Genomic DNA, 17,822 nt, shown 5'->3' with positions numbered 1-17,822 from the left:
TGTGCTGTGGCGTCGCAGGCTTATACAGCACACCCTGTGGTGAGTCCACGCCCGAACGCCTTGTTACCTTGCAGGGGGTCGGGCATCGGGCATCGTCCCAGCCGCTGTGCGCAGCGGCGTGTCAGCGCCGATATCCGGCCAAAATAGGCCCTGGCGCATGTCCATAAAACGCAAATTGCTACAAAATAAGTAGCGTCATCATCTCGTCCGGGCCAGGTGCGTGAGCGGCAGAGCCCCGCTGGCCTTGACTTCGCCGAGCGAAAAGCTGGTGTGCATGTCCTTCACGTTCGGCAGGTTGAGCAGCACATTGCGTGCGAACTGCGAAAAGCTCTCCAGGTCACGCGCCACGACCTGCAGCTCGAAGGTGCCGGTGCCGCTGATGTAGTGGCAGGCCACGACCTCGGGGATCTTGGCGATCGCGTCCTCCATCTCGCGCGTGAGGTTGCCGGTGCTGCGGTCGGCGTCGAGCCGCACGAAGGCCAGCACCCCCAGGCCGATCTTGTTGCGGTCGATCTCGGCGCGGTAGCCCTTGATGAAGCCCTCTTCTTCCAGCGCGCGCACGCGGCGCCAGCAGGGCGCGGCCGACAGGCCCACGCGCTGGGCCAGCTCGGCATTGGTCAGACGGGCATCGGTCTGCAGCTCGTTGAGGATGGCAATGTCGAATTTGTCGAGAGTGTTCACAAAATGGCCATATCAAGAAAGATCCTTTCTCAGAATAGCCCAAACACGGCACACAACGCAAAGACATATCAGCGACGCGGGCATACACTTGTCTCCACACTGGAGGTGCCGCCCTAAACGGGTGACAGCGCCGTGATCCACCGCCCCCATAAGGGGCGCACCCCACAAAAAAGCCAATGGAGACATAGCCATGAATGCACCTCTGCCCGAGCACATCCGCAAGGCCCTCGAGACCGTCACGCTCGACGACAAATACGCTTTGGATAGCGGGCGGGCCTTCATGAGCGGGGTGCAGGCCCTGGTCCGCCTGCCCATGCTGCAGCGCCAGCGCGATGCGATGGAGGGGCTCAACACGGCCGGCTTCATCAGCGGCTACCGCGGCTCGCCCCTGGGCACCTACGACCAGTCCCTGTGGGCGGCCAAGAAGCACCTGGCGGCCAACAACATCGTCTTCCAGCCCGGGGTGAACGAGGAACTCGGCGCCACGGCCGTCTGGGGCACGCAGCAGCTCGACCTGTACCCCCAGTCCAAGAAGTTCGACGGTGTCTTCGGCATCTGGTACGGCAAGGGACCGGGTGTGGACCGTTGCTCGGACGTGTTCAAGCACGCCAACATGGCCGGCACCGCCAAGCACGGCGGCGTGATCGCCATTGCGGGCGACGACCACATCAGCAAGAGCAGCACGGCCGCCCACCAGAGCGATCACATCTTCAAGGCCTGCGGCACGCCGGTGTTCTTCCCGAGCAGCGTGCAGGAAATCCTGGACATGGGGCTGCACGCCTTCGCCATGAGCCGCTTCTCGGGCGTGTGGTCGGGCATGAAGACCATCCAGGAGGTGGTCGAGTCCTCGAGCAGCATCTCGGTGGACCCCGATCGCGTGAAGATCGTGATGCCTGAGGACTTCGTGATGCCGCCCGGCGGCCTGCACATCCGCTGGCCCGATGCGCCGCTGGAGCAGGAAGCGCGCCTCATGGACTACAAGTGGTATGCGGCCCTGGCGTACATCCGCGCCAACAGGCTCAACTACAACGTCATCGAAGGCCCGAACGACCGCTTCGGCATCATCGCCAGCGGCAAGGCCTACAACGACACGCGCCAGGCCCTGGTGGACCTGGGCCTGGACGACGACACCTGCCGCCAGCTCGGCATCCGCGTGCACAAGGTCAACGTGGTGTGGCCGCTCGAGGCCACCATCACGCGCGACTTCGCCCAGGGCCTGCAGGAGATCCTGGTGGTCGAGGAAAAGCGCCAGGTCATCGAGTACCAGCTCAAGGAAGAGCTGTACAACTGGCGTTCGGACGTACGCCCCCATGTGCTGGGCAAGTTCGACGAGCCCGAGGGCGATGCCACGGGCGGCGAATGGTCCATGCCCAACCCCAGCCAGAACTGGCTGCTGCGCGCCAAGGCCGACCTGACGCCGGCCATCATCGCCAAGGCCATCGCCAAGCGCCTGAAAAAGATGGGTGTATCGAGCGACATCATCGCCCGCATGGATGCGCGCATTGCCGTCATCGAGGCGAGCGAGCGCGGCATGGCCGAGCTCAAGGTGGAAACCGGCGAGCGCGCGCCCTGGTTCTGCAGCGGTTGCCCGCACAACACCAGCACCCGTGTGCCCGAGGGCTCGCGCGCCGTGGCCGGCATCGGTTGCCACTACATGGCCAACTGGATGCCCGACCGCAACACGTCCACCTTCACGCAGATGGGCGGCGAGGGCGTGACCTGGGTGGGCCAGGCCCCGTTCACCACCGACCAGCACGTGTTCGCCAACCTGGGCGACGGCACCTACTTCCACAGCGGCCTGCTGGCCATCCGCCAGAGCATTGCGGCCGGCACCAGCATCACCTACAAGGTGCTCTACAACGACGCCGTGGCCATGACCGGCGGCCAGCAGGTGGGCGAACGGCCCGAGGGCCACTCGGTGCTGCAGATCATGAACAGCCTCAAGTCCGAGGGCGTGGTCAAGCTCATCATCGTCACCGACGAACCGCAGAAGTACGACGGCGTGGCGCTGGCCGCGGGCGTGACGGTGCACCACCGCGACGAACTCGACACGCTGCAGCGCCAGTTCCGCGAGATCAAGGGCTGCACGGTCATCATCTACGACCAGACCTGCGCCACCGAAAAGCGCCGCCGCAGGAAGCGCGGCACCCTGGCCACGCCCGACAAGACCGTGGTCATCAACGACCTGGTGTGCGAGGGCTGCGGCGACTGCTCGACCAAGTCCAACTGCCTGAGCGTGGAGCCGGTGGAGACGGAATTCGGCCGCAAGCGCCGCATCAACCAGAGCACCTGCAACAAGGACTACTCCTGCGTGAATGGCTTCTGCCCGAGCTTCGTCACGGTGGAAGGCGGCAAGCTCAAGAAGCCCAAGAAGGAAAAGAAGGGCGACCTGGCCAGCCTGCCGGCCATCCCCGAGCCGGTGCTGCCCGTGGCCGAAGCGGCCTGGGGCATCGTGGTCGGCGGCGTGGGCGGCACGGGCGTGATCACCATCGGCTCGCTGCTGGGCATGGCAGCGCACCTCGACGGCAAGGGCGTCATCACCCAGGACGCCGGCGGCCTGGCCCAGAAGGGCGGCGCCACCTGGAGCCACATCCAGATCGCCAACCGCCCCGAGGCCATCTACACCACCAAGGTCGACACCGCCAAGGCCGACCTGGTGATCGGCTGCGACTCCATCGTCGCGGCGCACAAGTACACGCTGGCCGTGATGCAGCCGGGCCGCACCTTCGTGGCGCTCAACACGCATGGCACGCCCACGGCGGCCTTCGTGACCAATCCCAACTGGCAGTTCCCGGGCGCCAACTGCGACAGCGCCATCGCGGCGGCCGTGGGGGCCGGTGGCGTGGGCAGTTTCGATGCCGAGCAGGTGGCCACCCAGCTGCTGGGCGACAGCATCTACACCAACCCGCTGATGCTGGGCTATGCCTGGCAAAAGGGCCGCGTGCCGCTGTCGTTCGCTTCGTTGATGCGCGCCATGGAGCTCAATGGCGTGCAGGTGGACAACAACAAGGCAGCCTTCGAATGGGGTCGCCGCTGCGCCCATGACCTCAAGGCCGTGCAGTCGCTGTTCCAGGCCGCGCAGGTGATCGAGTTCGTCAAGAAGCCGTCCATCACGGAGATGCTGTCCAAGCGCGTGGACTTCCTCACGGGCTACCAGAACGCGGCCTACGCGTCCGAGTACACCGCCTTCGTGGAGAAGGTGCGGGCTGCCGAGGGCAAGCTGGGTACCGGCACCCGCCTGTCGGAGGCCGTGGCCCGGTACCTGTTCAAGCTCATGGCCTACAAGGATGAGTACGAGGTGGCACGCCTGCACACCGACAAGGCCTTCACGGACAAGATCGCCAACATGTTCGAAGGCGACTATAAGCTGGTGCACCACCTGGCGCCGCCGATGACGGCCAAGAAGAACGACCGTGGCGAGCTGGTCAAGCAGCCCTTCGGCCCCTGGATGCGCAGCGCCTTTGGCGTGCTGGCCAAGCTCAAGGGCCTGCGCGGCACGGCCTTCGACGTGTTCGGCAGGACCGAGGAGCGCCGCATGGAGCGAGCGCTGATCGTGGAGTACCGCGCCTGCCTCGACGAGCTGCTGCAGAGCCTCAGCGCCGACAACCTGGCACTGGCCGTGGAGATTGCGCGCATTCCCGAAGAGATCCGTGGCTATGGCCATGTGAAGGAGCGCCACCTGGCTGCGGCCCGACCCAAGTGGGCTGGCCTGATGGCCCAATGGCGCCAGGGCGGTGCGGTGCAGACGCAGCGCCAAGCCGCTTGAAGTGGGGCGGCCTGGCCGCACCTTGATCGGAGAGCCCGCGCTTGCGCGGGCTTTTTGCTATTGAAAATGTAGCTTTCGAGTCTTTGCAGGCTTGCCGGAGGTGGCATTCTGTGGAGAGCAACAAACACCCGCTGCCACCTTGGGTCATACCCCTTGGGGGCGTGGCGGGGGGCCGCATACAATGTCCTGTTCCGCCCGGTGAGCGCGCAGGCGCTGTCTGCAGGCGGTTTTCAGTGTGTTTTGACCATCCGTTGTGGAGTTTCGTCCGTGTTTATTTCTTCTGCTTTTGCCCAGACCGCTCCCGCCGCCGCTGCGGGCGGTGGTGACATGATGTCCTCGCTCACCGGCATGCTGCCCCTGGTGCTGATGTTCGTGGTGCTGTACTTCGTCATGATCCGCCCCCAGATGAAGAAGCAGAAGGAGCACCGCGCCATGATCGACGCCATCGCCAAGGGCGATGAGGTGGCGACCGCAGGCGGCATCGTCGGCAAGGTCACGCGCCTGTCCGAAGGCTTCCTGCACCTGGAAATCGCGAGCGGCGTCGAAATCCAGCTGCAGCGCAGTGCCGTGGTGCAGGTCCTGCCCAAGGGCTCGGTCAAGTAAGGCCGCAAAGCCCCCTGTATCCGGGGCGCCCCGGCCCGTGCGGGCGGCGCCCCCTGAAGCTTTCCAAGAGGCAAGAGCGCGATCATGAACCGATATCCGGTGTGGAAGTACGCGATCCTGGTGATCGTGCTGCTGGTGGGGACCCTGTATACCCTGCCCAATTTCTTTGGCGAGGCACCTGCTGTGCAGGTGTCTGCCGTCAAGTCTTCCGTGAAGGTGGATGCTGCGCTGCAGCAGCGGGTGGAAGAGGCGCTCAAAGCGGCAGAAGTCCCGACGGCCTCTGTGAGCCTGGAGGGCGCCTCCCTGCGTGCGCGGCTCGAGAAGCAGGAAGACCAGGAAAAGGCCAAGTACACCATTCAGAAGGCCTTGGTGCCCGATGAGTCCGATCCCTCCTATGTGGTCGCGTTGAACCGCATCTCGCTGTCGCCCAAGTGGCTGACCTCCATTCGTGCCATGCCCATGTACCTGGGGCTGGACCTGCGCGGTGGCGTGCACTTCATGCTGCAGGTGGACATGCAGGCGGCGCTGACCAAGAAGGCCGAGTCGTATGCCGGCGACCTGCGCACCGCGCTGCGCGACAAGAACATCCGCCATGGCGGCATCAGCCGCGATGGCCAGGCCGTCGAAGTACGCCTGCGCGATGAAGCTGCGGTCACGGCCGCCCGCAACCTGGTCAGCGACCAGTTCCCCGACCTGGTGACGACGAGCGTGCCCGATGGCAGCGAATTCAAGTTGCGCGCCACCATCAAGCCGGAGGCCACGCGCCGCGTGCAGGAGCAGGCGCTCAAGCAGAACATGGTCACCCTGCACAACCGCATCAACGAGCTGGGCGTGGCCGAGCCGGTGATCCAGCAGCAGGGCCTGGACCGTGTTGTCGTGCAATTGCCTGGGGTGGAGGACACGGCCAAGGCCAAGGACATCCTGGGCCGCACGGCCACCCTGGAAGTGCGCATGGTCGACGAGGGCACCGAAGCCCGCTCGGCCGAGTCGGGCCGCGGCCCGGTGCCATTCGGCTCCGAGCGCTACCCCGAGCGCAACGGCCAGCTCGTGGTGGTCAAGAAGCAGGTCATCCTGACCGGCGAGAACCTGACCGATGCCCAGCCCGGCTTCGACGGCCAGACCCAGGAGCCCACCGTGAACCTCACGCTGGATGCCAAGGGCTCGCGCATCTTCCGCGACATCACGCGCGACAACATCGGCAAGCGCATGGCCATCGTGCTCTTCGAAAAGGGCAAGGGTGAAGTGGTCACGGCCCCCGTGATCCGCAGTGAAATCGGTGGCGGCCGGGTGCAGATCTCGGGCCGCATGACCACGGCGGAAGCCAATGACACGGCGCTGCTGCTGCGCGCCGGCTCGCTGGCCGCGCCCATGGAAATCATCGAGGAATACACCATCGGCCCGAGCCTGGGTGCCGACAACATCGAGCGCGGCATCCACAGCGTGGTCTGGGGCCTGGCGGCCATCGCGGCCTTCATGTGCTTCTACTACATGCTGTTCGGCGTGTTCTCCAGCATTGCGCTGGGGGTCAACGTGCTGATGCTGATGGCCGTGCTGTCCATGCTGCAGGCCACGCTGACGCTGCCCGGCATCGCCGCCATGGCGCTGGCCATCGGCGTGGCCATCGACTCCAACGTGCTGATCAACGAGCGCATCCGCGAGGAGCTGCGCGCCGGCCTGTCGCCGCAGGCGGCCATCCATGCGGGCTACGAGCGCGCCTGGGCGACCATCCTGGACTCCAATGTGACCACGCTGATCGCCGGCCTGGCGCTGCTCGCCTTTGGCTCCGGCCCGGTGCGCGGCTTTGCCGTGGTGCACTGCATCGGTATCCTGACCAGCATGTTCTCGGCCGTGTTCTTCTCGCGCGGCCTGGTGAACCTGTGGTACGGGCGCCAGAAGAAGCTCAAGAGCGTGTCCATCGGACAGGTCTGGAAACCTGACGCCGACGGTACCTCCGTGGCCAAAACGAACTAAAGGACAGCGGCCATGGAATTTTTCCGCATCAAAAAAGACATCCCCTTCATGAAGCACGCGTTGATCTTCAACGCGATCTCCTTCATCACTTTCGCGCTGGCGGTGTTCTTCCTGCTCACGCGCGGGCTGCACCTGTCGGTGGAGTTCACGGGCGGCACGGTCATGGAAGTGGCCTACAGCCAGCCGGCCGAGCTCTCCAAGGTGCGTGAGACGGTGTCGGCGCTGGGCTACCCGGACGTGCAGGTGCAGACCTTCGGCTCCGCTCGCGACGTGATGATCCGCCTGCCCGTGCAGAAGGACGTGACTTCGGCCCAGCAGAGCGAGCGGGTGCTCACTGCGCTCAAGTCTGCCGACCCGGAGGTCACGCTGCGCCGCACCGAGTTCGTCGGACCGCAGGTGGGCGAGGAACTGGTGCACGGTGGGCTGATGGCGCTGGCGATGGTGGTGGTGGGCATCATGATCTACCTGGCCTTTCGCTTCGAGTGGAAGTTCGGGGTCGCGGCCATCATCGCCAACCTGCACGATGTGGTGATCATCCTTGGGTTCTTCGCATTCTTCCAGTGGGAGTTCTCGCTGTCGGTGCTGGCGGCCGTGCTGGCCGTGCTGGGGTATTCGGTCAACGAATCGGTCGTGATCTTCGACCGGATCCGCGAGGCCTTCCGCAAGTACCGCAAGATGACGACGCACGAGGTGATCGACCACGCCATCACCAGCACCATGAGCCGGACCATCATCACCCACGCGTCCACCGAGGCGATGGTGCTGTCGATGTTCTTCTTCGGCGGCCCGAGCCTTCATTACTTTGCTCTCGCGCTGACCATTGGTATCCTGTTCGGTATCTACTCGTCGGTGTTCGTGGCCGCGGCGATTGCCATGTGGCTGGGCGTCAAGCGCGAAGACCTGATCAAGACCACTACCAAAAAGGACGGCGATCCCAACGATCCCAACGCCGGGGCCGCCGTCTGAACCGCTAATATTGGCGCATGCAAAACTCCCCTGCCCCCTCACCGCAGCGCCGCCTGGCACGCTTGGCGCGCCAGCGGTTCGTCGAGGGGCTCTGCGCAGGGCTGGCGGAGGTGGACAAGACCGTCGCTGATTTCCTGGGCGTGCTGATCGCGCAGACCGGCACCGCGCGCGAGATGCAGTCCCGCCGCGACACCTGGATGCTCTACCAGCAGCACCATGCCAAGTGGGTATCGGCCACCAGCCAGGCATGGCAGGAGGCCTTGGCGCCCCACACCAGCGCGCGCTCGGGGCTGACCGCAGCGGGCGGCAACAACCTCAGCCTGTCGTTCGAGCTGCTCAGCGACGATGTGGTGGAAAACAAGATCGTCGCCTCGCGCATGGCGTTGACCGTGGCCGAGCAGGCGGGCCAGCACTTCGATGCGCTGCGCCAGCGCACCCAGTCGCTGGAGGGGCAGGAGATAGACAGCAGCGACATCCTGCGCCCCGAAACCATCTGCCTGCTGCTGGTGCAGCAGTGGGTGGAGGCGGGTTTGCCGCGCACCGACCTGCTCACCGTGGTGGATCCCCTGCAGCGGGAACTGGCGAACGTGCTGCAAAAGCAGTACCAGGCCACCAATGCCTTCTATGTGGAGCAGGGTGTGGCAGTGCCCTCCGACCTGCGCTCGCGCGTGCGGCGCACCGGGGGCGGTGGCGGTGGCGGTGGCGGCGCACCGGGCGGTGGCGATTCCGGTCCGGCAGGCTTGGCGTCGCAGGCGCTGGCACAGTCGCGCGAGGCGATTGCGGCAGGTCGCCAGGCGGCGGCCGCGGGCATGTACCCGCAGCAGATGCAGCCCCAGCACATGCAAGGGGGTTATATGCCGCCAGGCCCGGGCTATCCCATGGCCCCCGGCGGCGGCATGGGCATGGGCATGGGCTTTGCGACCGGCATGACGCCGCTGATCCGCGCGCGCCAGCGCGCACAGGGTGTCATGGGCCAGTTGCGCCGGCTGCTCACCCAGCCCGCCACGGGCTTCGACATGGTCAAGGCGCCGCCGGCCTCTGCGGCCCTGGCCCATGCGCTGTCGGCGCAGCGCGTCCAGGCGGACACCTACTACAGCGGTGTGGCCACGCTCATGGAAGACTACAGCCCGGCTGCCGTGGTGCAACTGGCCGGTACCGTGCGCGAGCGTTCCACCGAGTTCAAGAACAAGGCCTCCACCGCAGGTGAAAAAGCCATCATCGAGGTGGTGGCCCTGATGTTCCAGAGCATCCTGGCCGAAGACCGCATCCCGCCTGCCGTGCGCGTGTGGTTTGCGCGCCTGCAGGTGCCGGTGCTGCGCGTGGCCCTGGCCGAGCCCGAGTTCTTCAGCAACCTGGACCACCCTGCGCGCCAGTTGATCGACCGCATGGGTGCCTGCGTGATGGGCTTCGATTCCACCAGCATCAATGGCAGCGCCCTGGAGGCCGAGATCCGCCGCGTGGTGCAGGTGATCGAGCAGTACCCGGAGACCGGTCGCCGCGTGTTCCAGCTGGTCTACGACGAGTTCGAGAAGTTCCTGTCCAAGTTCCTCACCGAGAAGCAGGCCACCTCGCGCCTGGTCAGCGTGGCCCAGCAGGTCGAGCAGAAGGAAACCCTGGCGATCCAGTACACGATCGAGATGCGCACCATGCTCAAGGACATGCCGGTGCGCGACGAGATCCGCGAGTTCCTGTTCAAGACCTGGGCCGAGGTGCTGGCCCTGTCGGCCGTGCGCGACGGCGCCCAGCATGCCGACACCATCACCTTGAAGCGCACGGCCGCCGACCTGGTGTGGGCCGCCAGCGCCAAGCCCAACCGCAGCGACCGGGCGCAGGTCATCCAGAACCTGCCCGGCTTGCTGCAGCGCCTGCGCCAGGGACTGGCGCTGATGGGCATCCATGACGCCCCGCAGGACGCCCTGATCAAGACGCTCACCGACACGCTGGCCGATGCCTTCCTGTCCAAGACCGCATCGATCCCGCAGGCGCACATCGAGGCCATGGCCAAGCGCCTGGCCAATCTCGAGGATTTCATCAGCGATGCAACGCTGGGCGACATGCCGCTCAATGCCGACAACATCGAGATGATGCTGGGCATCGACGCCTCGTCGATCCATGTCGTGGCCGACAACGGTGCGCCGGTGGACGAGGGCATGGTCGTCTGGGCACAGGAACTCAAGCCCGGCACCTGGTACACGCTGGACCACAACGGGGCATCGGCCCAGGTGCAGTACGCCTGGCAGAGCCAGCGCAAGCAGCTGCACCTGTTCGCCGCGGTGGATGGCAGCAGCTACCTGATCCAGCTGCGGCGTCTGGCTGCCTACCTGCAGGCCGGCCTGCTGGTGGCGCAGGACGAAGAGGGCATCACCACCCGTGCCACGCGCGACGCGCTGGCCAAGCTCGACGCCAATCCGGAGCGCCTGCTGGGCTGATCTGCAGGCGCGGCAGTGCCTGTGGAGCTCTCCTTGGTGCGTGCGGGCCAGGCTACGCTGTTCCCATGCGCTGGAACAGTCCGCCAGGCAAGCGCGCCACGTTTCCCGCCAGTTCGAGTTCCAGCAATTGCACCTGCAGGCTGGCCGCGTCCATGCCGGTGCGGGACAGCAGGGCATCCAGGCCCATGGGGTCGAATCCCAGGGCCTGCAACAGGGGGCTGTCCTGCCGCGGATGCCCGCGCCCGAGGCCTTGCGGACCCGAGGCGCCCGCCGGGGCGGGCAGGCTCAATTCCTCCAGCACGTCCTGGGCGGACTCCACCAGCTTGGCGCCCTGTCGGATGAGTGCGTGGCATCCACGGGACTGGGGCGAGTGGATGGAGCCCGGGATGGCGAACACCTCGCGGCCTTGCTCCGCCGCCAGCCGGGCGGTGATCAGCGAGCCTGAGGCAAGGGCTGCCTCGACCACCAGCGTGCCCTGCGAGAGCCCGGAAATGATGCGGTTGCGCTTGGGGAAATTGGGGGCCAGCGGTGGCGTGCCCAGGGGGTACTCGCTCACCAGCAGTCCCTGCCGGGCGATGCGGTGGGCCAGTGCCCGGTTGGCTGCCGGGTAGACCCGGTCCAGCCCGGTGCCGACCACGGCAATGGTCGCGGGTTGGTCTTCGCCCAGGCCGGCGCTCTCAAGGGCACCCTCATGGGCCGCCGCATCCACCCCCAGCGCCAGGCCCGAGACGATGGTGAGGCCGGCGCCGTGCAAGGACTTGGCGAACTGCCGTGCATGCTCCGCGCCCTGGGCCGTCGGATTGCGGCTGCCCACCACGGCCAGGCAAGGCCGTTCGCCCAGCGGATGCTCGGACGCCAGGCGTGCAGCGGGCCCCATCAGGTACAGCAGCAGCGGGGGATCGTCGGTGTTCAGGAGCGTGCGCGGATAGCCGGCGTCGCCCAGCGTGAGCAGCGTGCGGGCTGCAGTTTCGGGTTCGGGCGCATCCTGCAGCCATTCCCAGGTGGTTTCCACCAGGTCCGCCAGGGTGGGAGGGATGGCGCGCAAGGCCTTGGCCTGGGCCGGGGTCACGCACTCCAGCAAGGCTGCTTCCGATTGCCCGAAGATGGCCTGCGGCAGGCCGAAGCGGGCCAGCAGAAGCCGCGCGGCGGCATTGCCTACGCCGCGCGACAGCGTCAGCCTGAGCCAGGCCTGCAATTCGTCGTGGTCCATGAGGGGCATGGCGTGGCCCGCCGGCTTCACAAGCCTGGCGCATTCCCCTGCAGGCCGGGCCGGGGGCCCATTGCAGGGGGGATGCGCTGGCGCTTCACTCCTGTGGGCTGACCAGCCGGTCGCCCACGCGCACGCCAGTGCGGATTTCCAGGATCAGCGCGTAGGAGACCCGGTCGAAGGTCCGGAACACCATGGCCAGGCCATTGCTCTCGCTGGGCAGCTTGATCATGGGGAGCTTGGGATCGGTCTTGTCCTTGATCACGTCGCCCTTGGTCATCAGGCGCATCACATGGCCGGCCTCGATGCCATTGCGGGTGCCCAGGTTGATGGCCACCACCTGGTTCTGGCCGGCCGAGCCTGCCGATACACCGGCGGCCGAGCTGCCGTAGATGGAGACCACGCGGGCCTCGGTGCCGTCCCGGGGGGCGCGGGGCACATAGCTGATGAACTCGCGCGCTGGGGCAGGCAACAGCCGGTCGCCGGCACGGATCTCTTCCTTGGCACCCGTCAGGTCGACCGTGGCGGGGACGTAGTCGGTCTGGACGCCGCCCTTGCCGTTGGAGGACTTCTCGAAGCTCTCGCCACGCACCAGCTCGGCCTTGCCCAGGTACTGAGCTTCGTACCCCAGGACCTCGCCCGTCTGGGGATCCTTGAGGGCCACGGCGTCGCGGAACACGCGGAACTGGCGCGGCTCGCCCGGTTCCATGGTCAGCGGCGTGGCGGCATCGCCGCGCACATAGGCCCGGTCACCGCTGGCCATCAGCACGCGCTCTTCCTGGGTGGCGATCACGCGCGGTGCGCGCTGAAGCACGCTCGCGTCCACCACCACTGGTTCCACCAGGAACGGTTCGATCAGGTGTGGCTTGAGGGTCGGCAGCGCCGTGCTGGACAGGCTGTCGCTGCGCGTGCTGGGCGAAACGCGCACGGTGCCGGACGAGCCGGAGCCGCCGCCCGGGGCCGTGGTGCGCAGACGGGCATAGCCGCCTTCCTTGTCCAGGTACAGCGTCTGACCCGGGTAGATCAGGTGCGGGTTGGGCAGGGCCTGCATGTTCATGCCCCACAGTTCGGGCCAGCGCCAGGCGCTTTTCAGGTACAGGCCGGAGATGCCCCACAGCGTGTCGCCACGCTTGACCACGTACACATCGGGTGCGTTGGGTGCCAGGTCGGCCACGGGAACGCCGCGCTGCGACACTTCCTGCGCTGTGGCGCGCTGCTGGCCGGAAATGGGGTGATTTTGCGCCTGGGCCGGTGCGACGAGCAAAGCGCCTGCGGCCACGGTCAGGGCGCCCAGGGCGGTTAGCCGCGCGCTGGTGAATGCCGTCATGTGGATCCTTTTTTGATGCATTGTGAAACGCCCCCTCACTGGCGTCCGAACTGTGTTGCACATGCAAGCAGCCGGACGAATACGTTACAAACCTTCTTAGATTCTCTGCTCAAGCCCTTGATTCGGCAACGATTATTGGGTTGAGTATCTGCAGCTTTGGGCAAAAGTGGCGAAAATAGCGACATCTATTACCCGATTCCATGGCAATTCTCCCCATTCTCTGTTATCCAGACCCCCGGCTTCACAAGGTCGCCCGGCCCGTTGAGGCCGTGGATGCACGCCTGAAGACCCTGGTGTCCGACATGCTGGCCACCATGTACGACGCCAACGGCATCGGCCTGGCCGCCACCCAGGTCGACGTGCATGAGCGCCTGATCGTGATCGACGTCTCCGAAGGGCGCAACGAGCCCATGGTGCTGATCAACCCCGAAATCGTCTGGGCCAGCGCCGAAAAGCACGTCAACGACGAGGGCTGCCTCTCGGTGCCCGGCATCTACGACGGGGTCGAGCGCCACGACGCCGTGCATGTGAAGGCGCTCGATGCCGAGGGCCAGTCGCGCACCGTCGAGGCCGAGGGCCTGCTGGCGGTCTGCATCCAGCACGAGATGGACCACTTGCTGGGCAAGGTCTTCGTCGAATACCTGTCACCCCTGAAGCGCAACCGCATCAAGACCAAGATGGTCAAGCAGCAGCGGGAGAACCGCTGATGGGCCCAGGAGCGTGCGTGGCAGAAGGCACATCGGCTGCAACACCCGATAGACCGGTCTCGCTGGGCATCACCTCCGGCGCCCAGGCGTCTACCCTGGGCTTGTCGGTACTACCCCGCGGTCCCCGGTTTTCGAGCGCTTCGCTTCGATGCCTTCTGCCGCGCACGCTCCTGGTGGCGCCCCGCGTGCTGCGCGGTGCCGCAGCGCTGGCACTGGTGGCGGGCCTGGCGGCCTGTGCCGTGCCCTTGAGCGAGCCGCTGGGCACCCCGCGCGCCCAGGTGCTGGCGCGGCAGGGGCAGCCCACCGCCGTCCACTCCCTGCCGCAGGGCGAGCGGTTGCTCTATTCGCAGTTGCCTGCCGGCACCGAGGTGTACAACCTCGACTTTGACGCCAGCGGCCGGCTGGTGCGCGCCGAGCAGGTCCTGACCCAGACCCGGCTCGAGAGCATTCCCCTGGACCAGTGGACGCAGACCGACCTGCAGCGCACCTTCGGCCCGCCGCTGCGGGTGGAGCGGGTGGCCCGCTGGGACGGTGACATCTGGACCTACCGTTTCAAGCAGGGCTCCGACCCTCGCTTTGCCCACGTGCACCTCGATCCTGCCGGCGTGGTCCGCCGCATCGGCTTCACCGACGACATCCCCAATACCGACAAAGGACGAGACTGATCGTCTGTGTTGCAGAAACCCCCATGAACGTCATTTTTGCCGGTACGCCCGAGTTCGCCCGCGTGGCCCTCGAGCGCTTGCTGAAGGCCGGCTTCACCGTCCCCCTGGTCCTCACCCAGCCTGACCGTCCTGCCGGCCGGGGCATGAAGCTGCAGGCCTCCCCCGTCAAGCAGTGCGTCCTGGACCACGGTATTGCCGTGGCGCAGCCCAGGAGCCTGCGCCTGGATGGCAAGTACCCCGAGGATGCGGCCGCGGCGCGCGCAGCCCTGCTGGCCGCCCGGGCCGACGCCATGGTGGTGGCCGCCTATGGCCTGATCCTGCCCCAGTGGGTGCTGGACCTGCCGCGCCTGGGCTGCCTGAACATCCACGCCAGCCTGCTGCCGCGCTGGCGCGGCGCGGCACCCATCCACCGCGCCATCGAGGCCGGGGATGCCGAGACCGGCGTCACCATCATGCAGATGGATGCGGGCCTGGACACGGGCGACATGCTGCTCACCGAACGCACCGCCATCACCACGAGCGACACCACCGCCACCCTGCACGACCGGTTGGCCGACCTGGGTGGCCGCATGGTCGTGGAGGCCCTGGAGCTGGCGGCCTGCGGCGGCCTGGCGCCCGTGGTGCAGCCGGCCGAGGGCGTGACCTACGCGCACAAGATCGAAAAGGCCGAGAGCGCCATCGACTGGTCGCAGCCTGCCCAGGCCATCGGCCAGCGCATCCGCGCCTTCGATCCCTTTCCCGGCGCCAGCACCCGCCTGGGTGAGGAGACCATCAAGCTGTGGGCTGGCTTGCCCGAGGCGGGGGATGCCCTTGCCGGGGCCGTGCCCGGGCAGGTCCTGGTTGCCGATGGCGCGGGCGTCACCGTGGCCTGCGGTACGGGGAGGCTGCGCCTGACCACCCTGCAGCGTGCCGGTGGCAAGCGCCTGGCCGCGGCGGATTTCCTGCGCGGCTTTGACGAGCTGCAACCCGGTGCGGTGCTGGGGGTGGCGCTCGGCGCTGGCGGTGCGCCATGAGCACCCTGGCGCAGAAAGTCTCGCGCACCGTCCGCGATCCGCATTTCCGCCTGGCCGCCGTGGACATGGCCGGCACCTCCCTGGGCATTGCGGCCTGGGGTCTGGTCACGGGCGTGGCCATGGTCAAGAGCGGCATGTCCGTGTCGCTGGCCCTGCTGATGTCGCTCGTGGTCTATGCGGGCAGCGCCCAACTGGCCGTGATTCCGCTGCTCACCGTGGGGGCGCCGCTGTGGGTGATCTGGCTCACGGCCTCGTGCGTGAACCTGCGTTTCGTCATCTTCAGCAGCATGTGGCGCAGCTACTTTGCCCACAGGCCCCTGCGCGAGCGCCTGGCCATTGGCTACTTCAGCGGTGACGTGATCTACGTGGCCTTCATGAAACGCTTCCCGGAGCCCCAGTCCCAGCCCGAACAGATGCCTTATTTCTGGGGCGCGGCCGCCACCAACTGGGTCGCCTGGCAGGTGCCCTCCATTGCCGGCATCCTGCTGGCCAATGCGGTGCCGCTGTCCTGGGGCCTGGGCTTTGCGGGCGTGCTGGCCCTGCTGGGCGTGCTGCTGTCGCTGTTGTTCGACCGCGCCACCTGGCTGGCCACGGGCGTGGCGGCCACGGCCGCCGTGGCCGCGTTCGCCCTGCCGCTCAAGCTCAACATCCTCGTGGCCATTGCGGCCGCCGTGGCCGTGGGCCTGATGATGGAGGCGGTAGACCGGCGCCGCAAGAACCGCCACCCCGAGATGCTGCTGGTACCCGCCAACAGCGTAATGCCACCCGAGGAGCGCCAGCACATGAAGGACGGCGATGTGGTGCCGCTGCGCGAGGAGCGCCACCCATGAGCGGCCACTGGATCGAGATCACCATCGCCATCCTCGGGCTGGCCATCATCACCGTGGTGTCGCGTGCCTTCTTCATGATTCCCGAGCGCGAGCTGCCCCTGCCCGACTGGCTCAAGCGCGGCCTCAAGTACGCGCCGCTGGCCGCGCTCACGGCTGTCATCGCGCCCGAGATCCTCATGACCCAGGGCGAGCTGCTGGACACGTTCAAGGACGCGCGCCTGCCGGCTGTTCTGTTTGCGAGTGCTTACTACTTCTGGAAACGCGGCATCCTGGGCACCATCGTGGTGGGCATGGTGGTCTACCTGCCGCTGCACATCGGCTGGGGCTGGTAGGCGCCGGGAGGGGGCCAGGGCGGGCCCTTTAAAATGGCGGCCTTCAGTGCCCCATCCAGGAACCCTTCTTTCATGAACATCCTCCGCTTCTCCGATCTGTGCGCCCAGGGCAAGGCCCAAGGCCAGCGCGTCTTCATCCGTGCCGACCTGAACGTGCCGCAGGACGACAGTGGCGCCATCACCGAAGACACGCGCATCCGCGCCTCCATTCCCTGCATCCAGCTGGCGCTGGACGCCGGTGCTGCCGTCATGGTCACCAGCCACCTGGGCCGCCCCACCGAAGGCGAGTTCAAGCCCGAGGACACCCTGGCTCCTGTGGCCGCGCGCCTCGGGGAGCTGCTGGGCCGCGAGGTGCCCCTGGTCTCCGACTGGGTCGATGGCGTGAGCGTGGCCCCCGGCCAGATCGTGCTGCTGGAGAACTGCCGCCTCAACGTGGGCGAGAAGAAGAACAAGGAAGAGCTGGCGCGCAAGATGGCCGCCCTGTGCGACATCTTCGTGAACGATGCCTTCGGCACCGCCCACCGCGCCGAGGGCACGACCTACGGCATCGCCCAGTTTGCGCCCGTCGCCTGCGCTGGCCCCTTGCTGTCGGCCGAGATCGACGCGCTGACCAAGGCCCTGGCGCAGCCCCAGCGGCCGCTGGTGGCCATCGTGGCCGGCTCCAAGGTGTCGAGCAAACTTACCATCCTCAAGAGCCTGGCCGACAAGGTCGACCAGCTCATCGTGGGCGGCGGCATCGCCAACACCTTCATGCTGGCCGCCGGCCTGCCCATCGGCAAGAGCCTGGCCGAACCCGACCTGGTGGAGGAAGCCCGCGCCGTGATGGCCGCGATGAAGGCGCGCGGCGCCGACGTGCCGATCCCCACCGACGTGGTGACGGCCACGGCCTTCTCGGCCGATGCGCCGGCCACCGTGAAGGCGGCCACGGACGTCGGTGCCGACGACCTGATCCTGGACATCGGGCCCGAGACCGCTGCCCGTCTGGCCAGCCAGCTCAAGTCGGCCGGCTCCATCGTCTGGAACGGGCCGGTCGGCGTGTTCGAATTCGCGGCCTTTGAAAATGGCACGCGCGCGATTGCGGCCGCCATTGCCGAATCGCCCGCATTCAGCATCGCTGGCGGCGGAGATACTCTGGCGGCCATCGCCAAATACGGTATCGAGAAACAGGTCGGCTATATCTCCACCGGCGGGGGCGCGTTTCTGGAAGTACTGGAAGGCAAAACGCTGCCGGCTTTCGAGATATTGGAGAAACGTGCAGTTGCAAAATAACCATTTTGGTTACATTTTGCCCCCTGGAATAAGGCCGTTGCGACGGCCTTTTTTTA

14 protein-coding genes are annotated in these 17,822 nt (G+C 66.8%); 11 read left to right on the top strand and 3 right to left on the bottom strand.

Going from position 1 to position 17,822, the window contains the following annotated elements:
• Positions 1 to 198: 198 nt before the first annotated feature.
• Entirely contained in the window at positions 199 to 681 is a 483-nt protein-coding gene (locus AC07PA_RS00810; protein ID WP_007860363.1) for an Lrp/AsnC family transcriptional regulator, read from the bottom strand.
• 190 nt (positions 682 to 871) lie between these two features.
• Here AC07PA_RS00810 and AC07PA_RS00805 point away from each other — a divergent pair, with 190 nt between their 5' ends.
• The 5 genes from AC07PA_RS00805 (at position 872) to AC07PA_RS00785 (ending at position 10,416) form a co-directional block, all read left to right on the top strand.
• On the top strand, positions 872 to 4,447 hold the full coding sequence (locus AC07PA_RS00805; RefSeq protein WP_494603901.1) for an indolepyruvate ferredoxin oxidoreductase family protein: 3,576 nt from the start codon (positions 872 to 874) through the stop codon (positions 4,445 to 4,447).
• Between the two features lie 267 nt (positions 4,448 to 4,714).
• Positions 4,715 to 5,050, top strand: coding sequence for a preprotein translocase subunit YajC (gene yajC, locus AC07PA_RS00800; protein WP_035206274.1), 336 nt, complete (start codon positions 4,715 to 4,717; stop codon positions 5,048 to 5,050).
• A gap of 84 nt (positions 5,051 to 5,134) precedes the next feature.
• Positions 5,135 to 7,021, top strand: coding sequence for a protein translocase subunit SecD (secD, locus tag AC07PA_RS00795; RefSeq protein WP_145693902.1), 1,887 nt, complete (start codon positions 5,135 to 5,137; stop codon positions 7,019 to 7,021).
• A 12-nt stretch (positions 7,022 to 7,033) separates the two neighbouring features.
• Positions 7,034 to 7,987 (top strand): protein translocase subunit SecF, encoded by a 954-nt coding sequence (secF, locus tag AC07PA_RS00790; protein ID WP_007860359.1) that lies wholly within the window; start codon positions 7,034 to 7,036, stop codon positions 7,985 to 7,987.
• Between the two features lie 17 nt (positions 7,988 to 8,004).
• The gene (locus AC07PA_RS00785) at positions 8,005 to 10,416 is read left to right on the top strand and encodes a DUF1631 family protein (RefSeq protein WP_494603904.1); all 2,412 of its coding nucleotides are present in this window, start codon (positions 8,005 to 8,007) and stop codon (positions 10,414 to 10,416) included.
• 52 nt (positions 10,417 to 10,468) lie between these two features.
• On the opposite strand, the gene dprA is transcribed toward AC07PA_RS00785, so the two are convergent.
• A complete protein-coding gene (gene dprA / locus AC07PA_RS00780) occupies positions 10,469 to 11,626 on the bottom strand; it encodes a DNA-processing protein DprA (protein ID WP_494604134.1) in 1,158 nt (385 codons plus the stop codon).
• 94 nt (positions 11,627 to 11,720) lie between these two features.
• Positions 11,721 to 12,950 carry a LysM peptidoglycan-binding domain-containing protein gene (locus tag AC07PA_RS00775; RefSeq protein ID WP_494603906.1) on the bottom strand — a complete coding sequence of 410 codons (1,230 nt, stop codon included), beginning with the start codon at positions 12,948 to 12,950 and terminating at the stop codon, positions 11,721 to 11,723.
• Positions 12,951 to 13,150: 200 nt separating this feature from the next.
• Here AC07PA_RS00775 and def point away from each other — a divergent pair, with 200 nt between their 5' ends.
• From def to AC07PA_RS00745, 6 genes are all read left to right on the top strand, one after another.
• Positions 13,151 to 13,657, top strand: a complete 507-nt coding sequence (gene def, locus AC07PA_RS00770) for a peptide deformylase (RefSeq protein ID WP_007860353.1) — start codon at positions 13,151 to 13,153, stop codon at positions 13,655 to 13,657.
• A 173-nt stretch (positions 13,658 to 13,830) separates the two neighbouring features.
• Positions 13,831 to 14,322 (top strand): hypothetical protein, encoded by a 492-nt coding sequence (locus tag AC07PA_RS00765; protein WP_494603908.1) that lies wholly within the window; start codon positions 13,831 to 13,833, stop codon positions 14,320 to 14,322.
• Positions 14,323 to 14,345: 23 nt separating this feature from the next.
• Positions 14,346 to 15,335 carry a methionyl-tRNA formyltransferase gene (fmt, locus tag AC07PA_RS00760; RefSeq protein ID WP_494603910.1) on the top strand — a complete coding sequence of 330 codons (990 nt, stop codon included), beginning with the start codon at positions 14,346 to 14,348 and terminating at the stop codon, positions 15,333 to 15,335.
• Positions 15,336 to 15,400: 65 nt separating this feature from the next.
• Positions 15,401 to 16,165, top strand: a complete 765-nt coding sequence (locus AC07PA_RS00755) for an AzlC family ABC transporter permease (RefSeq protein WP_494604136.1) — start codon at positions 15,401 to 15,403, stop codon at positions 16,163 to 16,165.
• Positions 16,162 to 16,497: an AzlD domain-containing protein gene (locus AC07PA_RS00750; protein WP_494603912.1), complete on the top strand. Its 336-nt coding sequence runs from the start codon at positions 16,162 to 16,164 to the stop codon at positions 16,495 to 16,497. Before AC07PA_RS00755 ends, AC07PA_RS00750 begins: the two co-directional genes overlap by 4 nt.
• A gap of 72 nt (positions 16,498 to 16,569) precedes the next feature.
• Positions 16,570 to 17,766 carry a phosphoglycerate kinase gene (locus AC07PA_RS00745; RefSeq protein ID WP_494603914.1) on the top strand — a complete coding sequence of 399 codons (1,197 nt, stop codon included), beginning with the start codon at positions 16,570 to 16,572 and terminating at the stop codon, positions 17,764 to 17,766.
• Positions 17,767 to 17,822 lie beyond the last annotated feature (56 nt).

The sequence above is a fragment of the Acidovorax sp. GW821-FHT09B03 genome, assembly GCF_059418305.1.
The sequence above is the reverse complement of the archived record's forward strand: the minus strand, read 5'-3'. Positions and strand labels throughout refer to the sequence as shown.